At 72.6% G+C, this 16,943-nt stretch carries 12 protein-coding genes; 9 read left to right on the top strand and 3 right to left on the bottom strand.

Annotation, left to right across the window (positions count from 1 at the left end):
* Positions 1-40: 40 nt before the first annotated feature.
* Both WAB15_RS34975 and WAB15_RS34970 read right to left on the bottom strand, forming a co-directional pair.
* Positions 41-1,486, bottom strand: coding sequence for a glyceraldehyde-3-phosphate dehydrogenase (locus tag WAB15_RS34975; RefSeq protein WP_399145348.1), 1,446 nt, complete (start codon positions 1,484-1,486; stop codon positions 41-43).
* Positions 1,487-1,733: 247 nt separating this feature from the next.
* Positions 1,734-2,342 (bottom strand): GNAT family N-acetyltransferase, encoded by a 609-nt coding sequence (locus WAB15_RS34970; RefSeq protein WP_407288728.1) that lies wholly within the window; start codon positions 2,340-2,342, stop codon positions 1,734-1,736.
* Between the two features lie 245 nt (positions 2,343-2,587).
* On the opposite strand from WAB15_RS34970, the gene WAB15_RS34965 reads away from it, so the two are divergent.
* The 7 genes from WAB15_RS34965 (at position 2,588) to WAB15_RS34935 (ending at position 12,370) form a co-directional block, all read left to right on the top strand.
* The gene (locus WAB15_RS34965; RefSeq protein ID WP_407288727.1) at positions 2,588-4,000 is read left to right on the top strand and encodes a hypothetical protein; all 1,413 of its coding nucleotides are present in this window, start codon (positions 2,588-2,590) and stop codon (positions 3,998-4,000) included.
* 58 nt (positions 4,001-4,058) lie between these two features.
* Positions 4,059-5,324: an AAA family ATPase gene (locus WAB15_RS34960; RefSeq protein ID WP_407288726.1), complete on the top strand. Its 1,266-nt coding sequence runs from the start codon at positions 4,059-4,061 to the stop codon at positions 5,322-5,324.
* A complete protein-coding gene (locus tag WAB15_RS34955) occupies positions 5,321-6,586 on the top strand; it encodes a DUF2201 family putative metallopeptidase (protein WP_407288725.1) in 1,266 nt (421 codons plus the stop codon). The genes WAB15_RS34960 and WAB15_RS34955 overlap by 4 nt, the downstream gene beginning before the upstream one ends.
* 329 nt (positions 6,587-6,915) lie before the next feature.
* Positions 6,916-7,608 carry a hypothetical protein gene (locus tag WAB15_RS34950; RefSeq protein WP_407288724.1) on the top strand — a complete coding sequence of 231 codons (693 nt, stop codon included), beginning with the start codon at positions 6,916-6,918 and terminating at the stop codon, positions 7,606-7,608.
* A gap of 15 nt (positions 7,609-7,623) precedes the next feature.
* Complete coding sequence (locus WAB15_RS34945; protein ID WP_407288723.1) at positions 7,624-9,882, top strand: protein kinase domain-containing protein; 2,259 nt, start codon at positions 7,624-7,626, stop codon at positions 9,880-9,882.
* Positions 9,879-12,014 (top strand): protein kinase domain-containing protein, encoded by a 2,136-nt coding sequence (locus WAB15_RS34940; RefSeq protein ID WP_407288722.1) that lies wholly within the window; start codon positions 9,879-9,881, stop codon positions 12,012-12,014. The genes WAB15_RS34945 and WAB15_RS34940 overlap by 4 nt, the downstream gene beginning before the upstream one ends.
* Before the next feature lie 200 nt (positions 12,015-12,214).
* Positions 12,215-12,370 carry a hypothetical protein gene (locus tag WAB15_RS34935; protein ID WP_407288721.1) on the top strand — a complete coding sequence of 52 codons (156 nt, stop codon included), beginning with the start codon at positions 12,215-12,217 and terminating at the stop codon, positions 12,368-12,370.
* Between the two features lie 30 nt (positions 12,371-12,400).
* On the opposite strand, the gene WAB15_RS34930 is transcribed toward WAB15_RS34935, so the two are convergent.
* Positions 12,401-13,537, bottom strand: coding sequence for a substrate-binding domain-containing protein (locus WAB15_RS34930; protein ID WP_407288720.1), 1,137 nt, complete (start codon positions 13,535-13,537; stop codon positions 12,401-12,403).
* Between the two features lie 427 nt (positions 13,538-13,964).
* Here WAB15_RS34930 and WAB15_RS34925 point away from each other — a divergent pair, with 427 nt between their 5' ends.
* Both WAB15_RS34925 and WAB15_RS34920 read left to right on the top strand, forming a co-directional pair.
* Positions 13,965-16,463 (top strand): ATP-binding protein, encoded by a 2,499-nt coding sequence (locus tag WAB15_RS34925; RefSeq protein WP_407288719.1) that lies wholly within the window; start codon positions 13,965-13,967, stop codon positions 16,461-16,463.
* A 25-nt stretch (positions 16,464-16,488) separates the two neighbouring features.
* The gene (locus tag WAB15_RS34920; RefSeq protein ID WP_384427746.1) at positions 16,489-16,920 is read left to right on the top strand and encodes a roadblock/LC7 domain-containing protein; all 432 of its coding nucleotides are present in this window, start codon (positions 16,489-16,491) and stop codon (positions 16,918-16,920) included.
* The last annotated feature ends 23 nt before the right edge of the window (positions 16,921-16,943 follow it).

The raw sequence follows: 16,943 nt of genomic DNA, 5'->3' as shown, positions 1-16,943 counted from the left end.
GAGGCCTTTGTCATGCCGACACGGTCCGCCCGGGTCGCGGTCAGACCACCGGCGCCGGGTAGGTCGGGTACTCGACCCCGGAGACGTGCTGCACGACCCGGATGACCTGGCAGGAGTAGCCGAACTCGTTGTCGTACCACAGGTAGAGGATCGCGTTGTCGGCGTCCACCTTGGTGGCGCCGGCGTCGACGATCGAGGCGTGGCGGGAGCCGACGAAGTCCATGGAGACGGCGTCGGGGGCGGTGGTGAAGTCGATCTGGCGCTTGAGCGGCGAGTGCAGCGAGACGTCGCGGAGGTATTCGAGGACCTCTTCACGGGTGGTCTCGCGGCCCAGGCGCAGGCTCAGGATGGCGATCGAGACGTCCGGCACGGGGACGCGGATCGAGCTGCCGGTGATGGGCGCTTTGAGATCGGGCAGCGCCTTGGCGACGGCGGAGGCGGCACCGGTCTCGGTGATGACCATGTTGAGCGGCGCGGAACGGCCGCGGCGGTCGGCCTTGTGGTAGTTGTCCAGCAGGTTCTGGTCGTTGGTGAACGAGTGGACGGTCTCGACGTGGCCGCGCAGGACGCCGTACTCGTCGTCCATGGCCTTCAGCGGCGGGACGATCGCGTTGGTGGTGCAGGAGGCGCAGGACAGGATCTGCTCGTCCGGCTTGATCGTGTCGTGGTTGACGCCGTGGACGATGTTCGGGACGTCGCCCTTGCCCGGGGCGGTCAGGACGACCTTGTCGATACCGGGGCGCAGGTGCTTGGAAAGGCCCTCGCGGTCGCGCCACTTGCCCGTGTTGTCGATGAGGATGGCGTCCTTGATGCCGTACGCGGTGTAGTCGACCTCGGACGGGTCGTTCGCGTAGATCACCTTGATCGCGTTGCCGTTGGCGACGATCGTGCTGGTCGCCTCGTCCACGGTGATGGTGCCCTGGAACTGGCCGTGGATGGAGTCGCGGCGCAGCAGCGAGGCGCGCTTGACCAGGTCCGCCTCGCCGCCGCCGCGGACGACGATGGCGCGCAGCCGCAGGCCGTTGCCGGAGCCGGCCTTCTCGATCAGCAGACGGGCGACGAGGCGGCCGATCCGGCCGAAGCCGTAGAGGACGACGTCGCGCCCCTCGCGGCACTCGATCTTGTTGGCACCCGTGGCGCCGGCGACGGCCTCGGCGGTGAACTCCTCCACCGAAAGACCGCGGTCGTCGGTCTTGTACGTCGCGGCGAGCATGCCGATATCGATCTGGGAGGGGCCGAGATCGAGCGTGGTGAGAGCCTGCAGGAACGGCATGGTCTCGAGGACCGAGAGTTCCTCGCCGGCTATCTGCCGAGCGAACCGGTGGGTCTTGAGGATGCTGACCACCGACTTGTTCACCAAGGAGCGGCTGTGGAGGAGGACCGTGACGTCCCGCTCCCTGTGCAGCTTCCCGATGATCGGGATCATCGACTCCGCGATCTCCTCGCGGGTATTCCAGTTGGTGAACGAGTCGTCGTTGACAGTCACAGGTCTTATCTTTCGAGCTAGGCGGTGCTCATATGCTAGCCCCTGCCGTTTTGGCCTCTTCACGGCGCCCCCTTGGTGGGGTGGCGCGGGCCGGGCTCCGCGGTCGAGCCGTGCATGGAATGCTCCGGTTTGCCCGATAAAGAGGAAGCCGCCAATGGCACCTAATCGATGCCCAGGCGAAGAAAAGGGGCGCATAGGGGCGAATACCATCCATCGCCCCTATGCGCCCCAGTCCGCCGGTGACGGCCTAGGCGTCCGCGGGGCGACGCGGCCGGCGCCACATCCCCCACAGCGTCGGTCCGTCCCCGGGCAGCCGCAGCTCCGCTCGCACGGTGAAGCCGAAGTGCTCGTAGAAGGGGAGATTGGACGGCTTGGAGGACTCCAGATAGGCGGGCAGACCCGCCGCGTCGGCCTTGGCCAGCCCCGAGCGCAGCAGGGCGGCCCCGTGCCCCTGCCCCTGGGCGGCCGGGTCGGCGCCGATCAGCGCCAGGTACCAGTGCGGCTCCTGGGGCGTGTGCCGGGCGGCCGTCTCGACGGCGTCCCTGAACAGCCCGGCCCGGTCGCCGAGGATGTCGAGGAGTTCCTGGATGGTCTCCGCATCGGGAACGGCCTTGGCCTGCGCCTCCGGCGGCACCCAGAACGCGGCCGCCGCCTCGGTGCGCTCACACACACCGTGGCGGACGTACTGCCGGGTGAAGATCGTGGTGAAGTAGCGGCTCAGCGCCGCCTCGCGCGAGGCGCCGTCGGGGAAGAACCAGCGCATCATCGGGTCGTCGTCGAAGGCGCGGGCCAGGGTGGGACCGATCAGCGGAGCGTCGTCGACCCTCGCCGCCTTCGGCGTGTTCGTTATCGGCATACGGGACATTCTGTACCCGATGATCTTCGACGGTGGAGGCGGGCCCCGGTCCGGTCGCGGGGCGGCAACGAGTCGGGCCGGTACGGAAGTCAGGAACACCCGTTGACGCGCCCGCCGTCAGGCCCAGGTGGTGGCCCGCCGGCCGAAAACCCCTGGCATACCGAGGCGAGGGGCTCTACGATCACCGCGATGACTACTCGTTCTCCAGGCAGATTGGGGGACCCGTCCGCGCAAGGTGAGTGCTGATGCTCACTCATATCGCGAACGGGGATTCCCGCCTTTCCCTCTGGCTGCGCGTGCGCGAGTTCGCCGTGCCGCCCTCCATGATCGAGACTGCTACCGCCCGCCGGCATGCCGGGGACTGGGCGGGGGCGTGTGCCGCCGCAGGCATTGATGTCGATCTCCGGCTACGTTCCGTGGCGCGTGTCCACGGTCGGGAGCTCGCGGCCCGACTCCGGGCCGATCTCCGCCATCTGGCTCCCGACCTGCTGCGCTGGCATATGCCGCGGATCGCTCCTGGCGGGCTGCTGCGCCCGGGGCTGACCCTCGCCCTGGCTCGGTACCACTCCCCCAGAGGTGACGGCGATGAGCCGGTGTACCTCGTGGCCCGGACTCCGCCGGCTTGGGCGGATGCCGGTCAGCGGATCAGCCTCGCCCTGTGGGACGGATCCGGGACCGTCACCGCCTGCCGTCATCCGCATCCGCACCCCAACCGGCGGTTCCGTCTCGATCTGCACCGGCACCTGTGGGATGCGCGCAGGACCGAGGAGTTGCGGATCCGGTCCGGGGCCGATCGTCCGGACATGAACATCGACGTGGACATGGACATCGACCTGGATCCGGAGCTGCTGCGGAGGGTGCCCCGGGGGCGCCGCTGCGCGGTCGAGCGGTGGGCGGCCGAGGCGGGGATCGTGCTCCGGGCCGAGGGGCGGTCCACCGGGACCGTCGCGGTACGGCTCGGGGGCCGGCATCGGCTGGTCCTGGAGCTGGTCGCGGGCCGGGACGGTGTCGGGCCACCCACCTTGCGGAGCACGGCGGCACCCGCCGACGGCGGTGTCTCCTCGCTGCCGGTCCTGCCCGACGCGGCGGCCTGGGTACTGCCCGACCTGGAACTCCTCCGCGCCGGTCTGATCGAGGCCGACCGGCTGCACCCGCTGGTCGCCTCGGCGCTCGTACCGCATCATGCGCCGGCCGGTGCGCCCCGGCCTCCGGACCGCGCGGGACGGCCACGTCTCGTGGAGTGCCGAGGAGCCCGGCACCGGATCGGTCTGGTCGACGGCGTACTGGCTCCGCTCGACCACGGCCCGGCCGAGATCCGGCAGGAGGAACTGCTGGTCGCACTGGGCGGCACTCCGCTTCCCTGCCTGCGGGCCATCGACGAGGCGCACCGTCGGCCGGACTGCCTCACCGGGGTACGCGAACGCCTCGACCACGGCGACACCGCCGGCGCGCTGGCCGTCGTCGAGGGGCTGCTGGGCCCCGACGCGGTGCTGCGCAACGGCGCTCTGCGGGACGAACTGGAGGCGGCCGCGCTGCGGCGGATCACCTACGGGCTGTTCAGGGCCGGCCTGATCGGCCCCGGGCCCGGCCGCCTGCACCCGGACCGTCGCCGCGACCGCGACCGCCGCTCACCTCCGCGCCACGCCCTCGCCCGCTGACCCGGGCCCGCGTCCCGCACACCCACTCGTCCCACCACGAACCCACAGGTGATCACACATGCCCACTTGCACCCCGTTCTCCGCGACCGCCACGTCCTCCGGCCCGGCCCCCGTCGCCCAACTCGACGTCGCCGGCGAGCTGCTGGCCCTGCTGCGCGACTCCACCACCGAACCGCGCCCCGACACACAGCTGGAGGCCCTGACGCTGGCGGTGGCCGCCGACCTTCCCGTACTCCTGTGGGGCGAGCCCGGCATCGGCAAGACCGCGGCCCTGACGCAGCTCGCCGCGGCCCTGGACCTGCCGCTGACCACGGTGATCGCCAGTGTCCATGAGCCGTCCGACTTCTCGGGTCTGCCCATCGTCGGCGACGACCCCGCGGAGCAGGGTGTCCCGATGGCCCCGCCGGACTGGGCGGTACGGCTGGTGCGGGCCGGCCGGGGGCTGCTGTTCCTGGACGAACTCTCCACCGCGCCACCGGCCGTGCAGGCCGCGCTGCTCCGCCTCGTGCTCGAACGGCGGATCGGCGCCCTGCAGTTGCCGCCCGGGATCCGCATCGTCGCCGCCGCCAATCCGCGGTCCTCGGCGGCGGACGGCTGGGAGCTGAGCCCGCCGCTGGCCAACCGGTTCGTTCACCTCCAGTGGACCCATGACCATGAGGTCGTCGTACGCGGCCTCGGTGGGACGTGGCCCCGGGCGACCCTGCCCCGGCTCGCCCCGGAGAAGCTGCCGGAGGCCGTGGGCTTCGCCCGCCGTGCGGTGACCCGGCTCCTCGCCGCCCGCCCCGGGCTCGTACACCAGCTGCCCGGCAACGAGACACGCCGCGGCGGTCCGTGGCCGTCCCCTCGGAGCTGGGAGACGACACTGTGTCTGATCGCCTTCGCGACCGCGGCCGGCTCCTCCCGTGAAGTGCTCTCCCTGCTGGTCAGGGGCACGGTGGGGGACGGTCCGGGGCTGGAGCTGCTGGCGAGCCTGGACCGGATGGACCTCCCCGACCCCGAGGTGCTGCTCGCCGATCCGGAGGGTGCCGCCCTGCCCGAGCGGGGGGATCTGCGCCAGGCCGTGCTGGACGCCGTGGTGGCGGCGGTCCGCGAGCGCCCGGAGAGGTCCCGCTGGGACGCGGCGTGGGCGCTGCTGGTGCGGGCGGTGGAGACCGGAGCCCCGGATCTGGTGGTCGTCCCCGCGACCACCCTCGCCGCACTGCGCCGCGAGGGCTGGGACGTTCCGGCGTCGATCGAGCGACTCGCCGGAGTGGTGTCCCTCTCCCAGCGGGCGGTCCGGGCCGCGGCCCGGACCGCGGCGGTCGCAGCGAAGGCGGGACGATGAGGCCCGACGCACCGGGGGCACTGGACCTCGACAAGCTCTACACCGCCCGGCTCCACGCCGCCCGGGTGCGGCCCTACTTGGCGACGGCACTGTTCGCGCTGCACACCGTGGAGTCCCGGCTGGTACCGACGATGGCCGTCGACCGGCACTGGCGGTGCTACGTCTCACCGGCGTTCGTGGACCGTACGCCGGTGGAGGAGTTGGCCGCGGTATGGGTGCACGAGGTGTCGCACCTGCTGCGCGATCACCACGGGCGCAGCGACCGGGTCGCACGGGAGCGCGGACTGACCGGCCCGGGGGAACGGCTGCGGATGAACATCGCCGCGGACTGCGAGATCAACGACGACGCGTTCGGGGACGGTTTGGTCCGGCCCGAAGGCGCCGTCGAACCGGTGTCGTTGGGGCTGCCCGAGGGCGAGCTGATGGAGGACTACCTGCGCCGGTTCCGGCTCGGTCCGTATACCCAGAGCCTGTCCTGGCTGGACTGCGGCAGTGGTGCCGACGGACTGGACCGCGACTGGGACCTGGGGCCGGACGGCGCCCACGGCCTCAGCGAGCAGGAACGGGACGCGGTGCGGTTCCGGGTGGCGCAGGGCATCACCGGCCGTCCGGGGAACGCCCCCAAGGGGTGGCGGCGGTGGGCGGAGGAGGCGTTCCATCCGCCGCAGGCGTGGCGGCAGTTGCTGGGGGCCGCGGTCCGCTCGGCGGCCTCCGGCTCCGGCGCGGGCGAGGACTACCTCTACGGCCGGCCGTCGCGGCGCTCGGCCGGCGTGCCCGGCGCCGTGCTGCCGAGCCTCCGGCGCCGGCCGCCCCGGGTCTCCGTGGTCATCGACACCTCCGGGTCGGTCAGCGACGCCGAACTGGGCAGCGCGCTCCTCGAAGTCGCCGCGATCTCCCGCGCCGTGGGCGGTCGTCGGGACCTGGTCTCCGTACTGACCTGCGACGCGGCGGCCCGGGTCGTGCACCCGCTGTGCCGGGCCGAGGGAATCTTGCTGCTGGGCGGTGGGGGGACGGATCTGCGCACGGGGTTCGGCAAGGCGCTCCGTGCCCGGCCCCGACCGGACGTCCTCGTGGCGCTGACCGACGGGCAGACCCCCTGGCCGGACGCCCGGCCCCCGTGCCGGACGGTGGTGGGCCTGTTCCCTCGGCAGCACGCGTCCCCCAGATCGCCGCAGGTCCCCCGTACCAGCGGAATTTCATCGGCATTTCAGCGCCTCGCGAAAGAGTGCGGCGCGTGGTGTCGGGCTCCGGTGTGCCTTTGATCCGGGCCGGCCCACGGGACGGGCCGGTGCCGGTCCCGAGAGCGAGAACCAGAGGGAAAGCGAGCAGCACCGTGAGCGAGACCCCGCAGTCGGACCCCCGGCAGGGCTCCGGCGAGTCCGGGCCTACTCAGCCGATGCCCCAGGGAGCACAGGAGGCGCAGAGAGCCGAGGGTGATGGGGGACCCGGGGCTCAGGACCCGGGCCAGGTGCCGGGCCAGGCATCGCCGCCGGCCCCGCCCCAGCCTGCGGGCCCGCCCCAGCCGCCGGTCCCGTCCCAACCGCCGGGCGCGCCCTCGGCCTGGTCGCAACCGTCCCCCGCGACGCTGCCGTTGAACGGGGCTCGGGCCACGGGGCGGCCGCGCGGCGCCGGTGCGCGGCCCTGGCTGATCGGCGGGGGTGCGCTGCTCGCCGTGGGCGCGATCGTCGGTGTGGTCGTCGCCGTGTCGGGTGGCGACGGCGAGAGCGCCGCCTCGGGGAAGCCCTCCGGCGCTCCGGGCGCCGCCGCCCCGCCGGCGCCGGCGAAGAAGTCGTTCACCAAGGTGCCCGAGGGGTGCGAGCTGATCAAGCCGTCCACCCTCGCGCGCATCGCACCCGGAACCGAGTGCAAGCCGTCGCAGTTCGACCACGCCACCATGGCGGCGATGATCACCAGGATGCCGAGTTGGGAGACACCCTTCGGCGCGGCCGGCCACATGCTGGACCTGCAAGTGAACCTCATGGTCAGCCCGTCGGCGAGCGGCATGTACGACATACACAAGAAGAGCGCCCTGGAGGCGTTGAAGAAGGTCCGCACGATCACCGACTCCCGGCCGCTCAGCGGGCTCGGCGAGGATGCCTACGTCGTCCACGGCGTCGACAAGGACCCGATGGACCTGGCGGAGGCACAGGTGATCGTCCGTGAGGGGAACGCGGAGTTCACCGTGAGCCTCACCTACGACACCCGGGCCGCCGGCAGGAACCAGCGGCAGGCCGAGGACGCCGCCATCGCCGCGGCCCGCGATGTGCTCGGCTCGCTCGGCTGACCGCCGCCCAACGAGGTGCACACCCAGAGACACGACGGCAGCGACGACCCGACGGTCCCGCAGCCGCACGCCACAGTCCCCCAGCCGCGGCCCACACTCCCGGAGCCGCTCCCCGCGGTCCGCCGGCCGCACCCCACCGACCCCCGGCGACCGGGCCCGAGCCGGATCGGACCCTACGAGGTCTTCCAACTCCTGGGCGAGGGCGGCATGGGCAGGGTCTACCTGGCCAGGTCACCGGGGGCGCGTCTGGTCGCGCTGAAGGTCATCCGACCCGAGTACGCCGAGGCACCGAACTTCCGCGGGCGCTTCCGGCGCGAGGCCGACGCCGCCCGGAAGGTGAGCGGGTTCTTCACACCGCCGGTCCTCGACGCGGACGCCGACACCCGACAGCCCTGGCTGGCCGCCGCCTATGTCCCCGCACCGTCCCTGCACGATGTCGTACGGCGCTTCGGCACGCTGTCCGAACCGGCACTGCGGGCCCTGGGCACCGGCCTCGCGGAGGCGCTCGTCGCGATCCACGCCGCCGGAATCGTCCACCGCGACCTCAAGCCGGGGAACGTGCTCGTGGCCGCGGACGGGCCGCGCGTCATCGACTTCGGCATCAGCCGGGCGGTGGACGCGACTCAGGTGACCCGGACGGACGCCGTGATCGGCACGCCCGGGTTCATGGCCCCCGAGCAGATCGTGTCCAGCCGCGAGGCCGGACCGGCGGCCGATGTGTTCTCCCTCGGCTGCGTGCTGGTCTTCGCCGCCACCGGCCGGGGCCCGTTCGGCGCCGGAGGCACGGCCGAGATCCTCTACCGGGCCGTCCACGCCCCGCCGCGGCTGGACGGCGTACCCGACGCGCTGCGTCCGCTGCTCGCGGCCTGCCTGGACAAGGACCCCGCCAACAGGCCGCCCACCGCCCGGCTGCTGGCCGCGCTCGGCCCCGCCGAGCCCTCCGCGCTGCTCGTACCGGGTCTGCGGGACGACCTCGCCGCACGCGAGGCGCACGCCGCCGCCCTGGTGGCCGCGCCCGCCGTGCCCGCGACCCCACCGGCCACGGCGCACCCGAGCCGACCGGGCCGCCGCCGCTTCCTGTGGCTGGCCGCGGTCGGCGGCACCGCCGCGGCGGCCGCGGGAGCCGCGGCGCTGTCCGGGTGGGGGCCGAAGCCCGGTCGCGCCCCGGGCCGCGGTGGCGGCGCGGGCACCTCGGTGCGGCCCGCCGCCAAGGTGGCCGCGGGCCCGGCACCGCAGTGGTCGACCCCGCTGCGGCGCCTGGAGAACGGGCGGCTGCGGCTGCTCGGCGACACCCTGGTGCACTGGGACCGGACCCACGCGGTCGGCTATGACACCGCGACCGGAAAGGAGCGGTGGACGGCATCGCCCCGCCTGCCGTCCGATGTCTCCGGCAAGCCCGACTGGCTCGGCGTGCACGGCTCGACGCTGTTCGCCACGGCCTGGGGCGACCGCGGCCATCTGCTCGGCCTGGACGGTGCCGGCGCCGTGAAGTTCAACCATGCGGTCACCCGGCCGGAAGAGGGGTCCTCCTCTCCCGACCACCTCCACGACGTCTTCTGCGTCGCCGGATCGGTCGCCGTCGTCGGCAGCGACGGCAGTCAGGGCTACAAGGTGCACGCCGTGGACCTCAAGGCGGGAAAGGTGCTGTGGTCCCGCAAGGTGGCGAGCAGCGACCACCACGCCTCCTGCGACGGGCGCCTGTGCTTCTTGCAGGACGACGGCGCCGTCCACGGCCTGGACCTGCGCACCGGCGAGTCGCGCTGGTCGGTCCGGGGCGTCGTCACCCCGGGCGACTACCCGGATCTGACCACCGGCCAGGACGCGGTGCTCGTCACCACCGTGAAGGTGCAGGCCTTCCGGGCCACCGACGGCCGCAGACTGTGGACCGCCGTCAACGAGCCGACCGACCTCGGCCCCACCACGGTCCTGGGCGAGCGGGCCTACGTGGCGGACGGCCAGGGCACCGTCTTCGCCCTCGACACCCGCGACGGCAGCCAGCTGTGGCACACCGCGAGTCCGCTGTCCCTGGACCCCGCGAGCGCCGGCGACCCGGGCCCCGCGGCCTCCTCGTCGCTGGTGGCGCTCTCCCTGTTCGGCGCCGACACCCCGGGCTTCATCGTCCTGCGCGCCTCGGACGGCACACCGCTGTGGGCGCACCAGGCCTCCGGCGCCGAGGCCCGGAGCAGGAACTCCTGGTCGGTGCAGACCGCCGGCAGCACCGTCTACGCCGCATCCGACACCACCCTCTACGCGTTCCGGAGCACCCCGCGATGACATCGCCGACCACACAGGCCGACACCGCCGCCCCGCACATCGGACCGTACCGAGTGATCCGGGAACTCGGCGCGGGCGGCATGGGCCGCGTCCACCTGGCCGCCTCGCGCAGCGGCCGTGCCGTCGCCGTCAAGGTCGTGCGCCCCGAACTGGCCGCCGATCCGGACTTCCGGCGGCGCTTCAAGGCCGAGGTGGACGCCGCCCGCGCGGTCGGCGGCGCCTTCACCGCGCCCGTCGTCGACGCCGACCCCGACGGGCCGCAGCCCTGGCTGGCCACCGCGTACATCCCCGGCCCCTCGCTCACCGACGCCATCGCCGCGCACGGGCCCATGCCCGAGGCCACCTTGCGCGTGCTGGGCGCGGGCCTGGCCGAGGCGCTGGCCGCCATCCACCGCGCGGGGCTGATCCACCGCGACCTCAAACCGTCCAACATCCTGCTCACCGCCGACGGGCCCAGGGTCATCGACTTCGGCATCAGCCGGGCCGTCGACGGGACCGTGCTCACCGCGGAGGGCCAGATCATCGGGTCGCCGGGCTTCATGTCGCCCGAGCAGTCGACGGGCGGCGACGTCACGTCCGCCGGCGATGTGTTCGCCCTCGGCGCCGTGCTCGCCTTCGCCGCCACCGGCACCCCGCCCTTCGGAACGGGGGCGGTACACGCGCTGCTCTACCGCGCCACCCACGAGGCGCCGGAACTCGACGGCGTCCCGCAGGCCCTGCTCGGCACCGTCGCCGCCTGCCTCGACAAGGACCCCGCCCGGCGTCCCACCGTCGCGCAGTTGCAGGAGTGGCTGCGCCCGGCGACCACCGCGGGCTGGCTCGGTGCGGTCGAGCTGCAGGTGACCGAGGCACAGCGCAGCCTGCACGACGAGGTGCGCACTCCCCTGCTCAGCCGGCGGCGGCTGCTGTTCGGCGGCGCGGCGTTCGCGGTGACCGCGGCCGCCTCGGGCACCGCCCTGCTGCTGCGCTCGGGCGACGGCGACGCGACGACCGCCACCCCCGAACTCGCCTGGACCGCGGACCTTCCGCAGCCCGGCATGTCCCTGCTCGCGGTGACGTCGTCCACGCTGCTGTGCGCCGGGAGGACCTCGGGGGCCTGCTTCGACCGGGCCACCGGCAAGCCGCTCTGGAAGGACCTCACCGGCCAGAACACCGCCGCCCTCGCCGACGACGAGCACGTCTACACGGTACGTACCGACGGGAAGGTCCACGCGCTCGACGGCAGGACCGGTAGGGAGCTGTGGGCCGCGTCCCCGACCGGGTCCAACGCGCCGCACCTGGAGTCCGCGCACGGCTCACTGCTGGTGACCACGGGCGACCGGGGGCGCATCCAGGGCCTGGACACCTCGACCGGCAAGGTCCGGTGGAAGTCGCCCGACCTGGGGGGAATCGCGGCCGCCGGCACCACCCCGGGGGGCGGGCTGGTCGTCTGGGGCCGTGCCGCGAAGACCTCCACGACCGCGACGCTCAACGGCTACACCGTCATCGCTCCGGACTCGGGCGATCGTCTGTGGGCGAGGGACCTCGTCGCCCTCTACGCACCGTCCAAGGGCGAGGAGCTCTTCGCCGTCGACGGCGATATGCGGCTGCTCACCCTCGACCCCGCCACCGGGGCCACGCGCCGGAGCACGGCCACCGGCCTCCCCCCGACGAACAGTCAGATCCTCTTCTACCAAGGCTCGTTGAACCTGCTCCAGGGAACCTTGTTCTGCTACCCCGACACCGGAGCCTCCGGCGCGACCGGCGGGCTGCTCACCGCCTTCGACCCCGCGACCGGCAAGACCCTGTGGAGCGTGCGGACCGCCGCCCGGGGCAACCGCGGCTACGCCCGCTCCGGCGCGACCGTCTGCTACCTCGACAAGGTCCTGCACGCCGTGGACGCCCGCACCGGCGCGAACCGCTGGACGGCCGGCTCCGGCCTCGGTGAACTCCAACTCCTGGGCACCGTGAGCGGACTCTTCCTCGCCGCGGGCAAGAAGGGCCTCTACGGCTTCCACGCCGACACCGGCAAGCAGGTGTGGCACTACCCGGTCAGCGGCGGCTCCGGCCCCTGGTCGGCGTTCACCGTCGACGACCACCTCTTCGCCGGCTGGTCCGGCAAGCTCTTCTGCTTCTCGGCACCCAAGGCGTAGCGGCGGTCGGGCCGGCGGAGCCCGATGCCCGAGTGAGCGCTGTGAGCCGACGGGCTCCCATCCGGCACCAGAGTGACGACGCGTTTGCACAGGTGAAGCAGAGGAAACGCTCTTGCGGATCGTTCGACCCCGGCGCCGGGGCCCCGCCGGCCCGCGCCGCGGGTGCCGCGCGCAGTTTCGCCACGCAGCGAGAGGACTCCATGAAGTACATCCGCCGTTCCTTCACCGTCCTGGCAACCGTCACTCTGCTCTCCCTAGGGGGCCTCGCCCTCGCCGCACCGGCCCACGCCTTCTCCGAGGGTCCCGAGAGCAACGCCGCCATCGTCCCCGCGCTGGGGCCGGGGCTGATCCTGTAACCCGACCCCGACCCCGACCCGGGCAACGCGTCAGTCGCCCCAGATCTTGCGGTAGGCCTGGCGGTAGCCCTCGGAGTCCCAGGACAGGGCGCCGCCGCTGTTGGCGGCGGTGGCGATGTGCACGGGGGCGACGTACCCGCTGTCGGGGGCCCCGGTGAAGGCGCGGTTGAACTCGTCGACGATCTGCCAGCCCTGCTCGGAGAGCGGCTCGGGCACGGTGGCGGTCTGGAACTCCTTGCCGTTGACGCGCTCGAAGGCCGACGGGTCACCGTCACCGGCGCCGATGTTGAACGGGGCCCCGGCACCGTCCTTGCCCGCGGCGCGCAGGGCGGGGGCGGCGTGACCGAAGTACAGGTCGTTGATGGCCGCGGAATAGGTCCACTTGCGGCCGAAACGGGACAGCAGGGAGCGGACTTCCCCGATGGAGCGCCTGTTGGCCTGGGGAATGGGGAGGTTGGTGTAGCTCAGCAGTTTGGTGCCCGAGCAGGTGGCGAGTTCCTTCTTGATCAGGTCGGACTTTCGCTTCGCAAAGGGTACCGAGGCATCGGTGAACAGGACGACGCCCGCGCGGCCGTTGGACCGGGCGATGATCCAGTCGGCGCTGATCTTCGCGACGTCCTCGACGCGGGAGGTGACGTTGCTGAAGAGCCGCGGATCGTCACTGGGGCCGGGAACGGCGGTGGCGTGCCAGCCGATCAGCTCAATGCCCGCCTTGTTGGCTTCTTTGACGCTCTCCGCGGCCGCCGCGGGATCAAAACCGCCGATGACGATGCCATCCGGCTTGAGGCCGACGGCCTGCTTGAACGCGGCCCGGATGCCGTCGGGCGTGCCCTTGCCGTTGAGGGTGCGGGCGTGCCATCCGACGATCTTGGCGGCTTCCTGGACACCTTGGGCGACCCCGGCGACGCCCGGGTTGGTCAGGGTCTGGGCGATGAAGACGACGGTCTTGCCGCGGACGGCCTTGGGCCCGGTGGTGGGGCCCCTCCAGGGGGCGTTGGCCTCCTCGGCCTTCGCGACGGCCTGCTTGGCCCTGGAGAGGGTGGCCGGGCATCCGGGCTTGGCGGAGTCCTTGTGGGCCGCGGTGGCGCCGGCGTCGGAATCGCAGCCGGAAACGGCCATGACCAGGAGTGCGGCGGCTGACGCGACCGCCTTGCGGGTGGGGTGCACGAGTCTCCTCGCAGGGCAGGTTGAGGATACGGGTCGGGTGGGGGGAGACAGGTTACGGGTGCCGATGCTCCGCGAGGCAGCCGCCTCCGGGAGGTACCGCGCAGGCCACCCGCGCCGGCCCCGGCGAGGAACGGGCCGGTCCGCGCCCCGCTCCGCTACGGGCACCAAACCATCGACCGGGGCGGCACAACACCTCAGGGGTAACGCGCCAAAAGTGACAAAGAGTTGAATACCGGTTGACCATTGCTGCCATGTGTTGCATGCGCGTGCACAAGCGGTAGTGTTCACGGCCGGTTGGGCATGTGGCGCAATCTTTTCGCTCACAACTAGGGTGAACTGCGCAAACGTCACACTCCCCCATCGTCGGCGGTCGGCGACAACGACACCTCGGTCACCGCTCAGGAGCACGTCGCAAGGAGGAGGCTGGGTGTCTGTGGACGCGGTGGACCCGCCACACGAAGCGGATCCGTCTCGGCCTTCGCCGTTGAGGCCGGGCTTCCGTCAGCGGGCGGGCGTCCTCCTGGACCGATGGCCGTTCCGGCGGAAGCTCAACGTGCTGGTGATCGCGCCCGTCGCGGTCGTCGGCGTACTGCTGGGCCTCGGCGTCAACTCCCAGGTGGAGAAGGCCACGGACGCCAGCCATAGCGCTGAGCTGGTGCGCGACAGCGAACAGGTCACGCGGCTGATCAACGACGTACAGGCCGAACACCGACAGGCGCTTTTGCTGTCGGTGGAGCAGGAGTCGGTCCGGCCCGGTACCGCCCTGCCGTCGACCGCCGCCTACCGCCGGGCACAGCGGGACACCGACGAGCAGGTCACCGCCGTGCGCTCCGCGTTCGGGGCGGGCCTGCCGCGGCAGGAGGCACAGGCCCTCGACTACATCCGGGGCCTCGCCGTACTGCGCGACAAGGTCGAGCGGGGATCGATTCCGGCCGCCGGCATCGACCCCGCGTACGCCGCCGCGGTCGGCTACCTGATCGACGGCATCGGCCTCGACCGCTTCGTCGGCACCTCGTCGTCCTCGGTCACCGAGCTCCTCGACACGGTGCTGCGGGCCGATGCCGCCCACGCGGCCTTCGAAAGCGGGGTGTTCTCGGCCCAGACCCGGGATGCCAACGCGCTCACCGAGTACACCCGCGCGGTCGGCGCCCACAAGCTCTACGAGGAGCAGACGAAACGCTTCAGCAGGATCGCCGACCCGGACCAGGCGCTGCGCCTGGGCGGGATCGAGCGAGATGCCGAGGAGAACGGCATCGAGGCCCAGTTCGCGGAGCTGCAGATCGATCCGGGCTCCCTGCAGGGCCAGAGCCCGCATCAGTTGCGCGCGGCGATGACCGCCGGAACCCGGCAGGCCGAGGCCCGCCTCGACATCACCCGGTCGCTGATCGGCCAGATCGCCGCCGAAGCCGACGGCCTCTCCCGAAGCGCCCTGCACAACGCGCTGGCGATGCTCGGCCTCGCCCTGCTCGGTTTCGCTTCCTGGCTGGCGTTCTCCGTCTTGGTCCGGCGCTCGGTCGTACGTCCCCTGGCGGCCCTGACCGGTGCCGCCCAGCAGGTGGTCGACGTGGCCGGCGAGGAACTCGCCAGGGTCGAGGACGACGAGTCGGCGGAGCGCACCCCGCTGCGGCCGCGGCCGATCCCCGTCCCGGTCCGCGACGAGATCGGCCACCTGGCCGAGGCGTTCAACCAGGTGCAGGTCACCGCCGCGGCGCTGCTGGAGCGGCAGGTGCTCAGCCGCCGCAACGTCGCCGAGATGTTCGGCAACGTCGGACGCCGCGTCAGCAACCTCACCTCACGCCAGCTCATGCTGATCGACGCCGTGGAACGCGAGGAGACCGACCCCGACATCCTGAACCGGATGTACCGCATCGACCACATCGCCGTGCGTCTCCAGCGCAACGCCGACAGCCTGATGCTGCTCGCCGGTATCCGGGACCCCGAGATGGAGGCCCGGCCGACCACCCTGGCCAACGTCATCCGGGCCGGGCTCGGCCAGATCGAGGGCTACCAGCGGGTGTCCCTGCGGTCCGAGACGGAGTTCACCGTCGCGCCCGACGTCGTCGACGATCTGACGCTGATGCTCGCCGAACTGCTGGAGAACGCGGTCTCGTTCTCCCCGTCCGACACCCCCGTCGAGGTGGTCGTCCGGCCCGGTACCGACATCACCTCGGACGGCGGTGCCCTGATCGAGGTCATCGACCACGGCCTGGGTATGAGCGCGGAACGCCTCGACGAGGAGAACTCCCGGCTGGTCCGCCGGGAGCGGCTCGACCTCGTACCGACCAAGGTCCTGGGCCTGTTCGTGGTCGGCAGCCTCGCCCGGCGCTCGGGCATCCGGGTCACGCTGAGCCGTACGCCGGGCGGCGGAGTCACCGGCACCGTCTGGCTCCCCGCCGCACTGCTCCTGGCCGTGAGCCCCGCCGCCGTACCGTCCCCGGCAGCGGACACGGCTCGGGTCGGGTCGGCGCACCACCCGGCAGCGCCCGAGCAGGAAACCGGCGCGCCCGCACTCCAGCCGGTACCGGAGACCGCCACGCCGCTGCCCGTGCGCTCCGCCACCGCCCCCGAACAGCGGCCGGCCGCCCCCGCACGGCAAGGCGAGCTGCCCCGACGGCTCCCGCACCCCGCAGAAGCCGAGCAGCAGACCACCCCCGCGGTCGAAGAACCGCGGCCGGCGCAGTCCGCTCGGCCGCTGCGACGACGGGTACGGGGTGCGACGCTCGACATGACCACCCCTGCGGCCGACCGCGGGGCTCAGACCGTGCCCAGGCCCGTGGACCCCGACGCGGTCCGTTCGGAACTCGACGAATTCGAGGCCGCCGTACGCAGGGCGGAGCAGGAGACTGCTACGGCCCCGAGGGATTCGGCACCATCGCAACACCAGCAAACCCGGAAGGAGTCGGGCAGTGACCACGCCGACAGGTAAGAGCAGCTCCGAGCGGGAGGAGCCCATGGACCTGACAGCCGCCGCGGCCGACTTCACCTGGCTGCTCGACCGGTTCGCCACCCAGACCGCCGGTGTCGTCGACGCCATCGCGGTGTCCTCCGACGGTCTGCTGATCGCCGTCTCCCAACTGCGCGAACAGGCCGACTCCGAGCGGCTCGCGGCGATCGTCTCGGGCGTCACCAGTCTGGCGGCCGGTGCGTCCGGCAACTACGGCCTCGGCGGCCTCAACAAGGTCATCATCGACCTGGAGGGCGGCCATGTCCTGGTGTCCGCCATCGGCTGCGGCGCCGTCCTGGGCGTGGTGACCTCGAAGGAGGCCAAGCTCGGCAACATCGCCTACGAGATGACCCTCTTCGCCAACCGGGCCGGGAGCGCGCTCACCCCCCAGCTGGTGTTGGAGCTCAAGAACAACGCCGGCGCCGCACCGGCCCGCTGACCCGCCCCGCACCGCGGAGCCGG

The sequence above is a fragment of the Streptomyces sirii genome (assembly GCF_045690365.1).
Classification (GTDB): Bacteria; Actinomycetota; Actinomycetes; order Streptomycetales; family Streptomycetaceae; genus Streptomyces; species Streptomyces sirii.
Note: the sequence above shows the minus strand (reverse complement) of the source record. Positions and strands in the feature narration are given on the sequence as shown.

Excerpts from the sequence above, each read along its gene's own strand:
- WAB15_RS34960 (WP_407288726.1), top strand. The coding sequence starts at position 4,059 with ATGCCCACTTGCACCCCGTTCTCCGCGACCGCCACGTCCTCCGGCCCG.
- WAB15_RS34955 (WP_407288725.1), top strand. The coding sequence starts at position 5,321 with ATGAGGCCCGACGCACCGGGGGCACTGGACCTCGACAAGCTCTACACC.
- WAB15_RS34920 (WP_384427746.1), top strand. The coding sequence starts at position 16,489 with ATGGACCTGACAGCCGCCGCGGCCGACTTCACCTGGCTGCTCGACCGG.
- WAB15_RS34965 (WP_407288727.1), top strand. The coding sequence starts at position 2,588 with ATGCTCACTCATATCGCGAACGGGGATTCCCGCCTTTCCCTCTGGCTG.
- WAB15_RS34940 (WP_407288722.1), top strand. The coding sequence starts at position 9,879 with ATGACATCGCCGACCACACAGGCCGACACCGCCGCCCCGCACATCGGA.
- WAB15_RS34935 (WP_407288721.1), top strand. The coding sequence starts at position 12,215 with ATGAAGTACATCCGCCGTTCCTTCACCGTCCTGGCAACCGTCACTCTG.
- WAB15_RS34970 (WP_407288728.1), bottom strand. The coding sequence starts at position 2,342 with ATGCCGATAACGAACACGCCGAAGGCGGCGAGGGTCGACGACGCTCCG.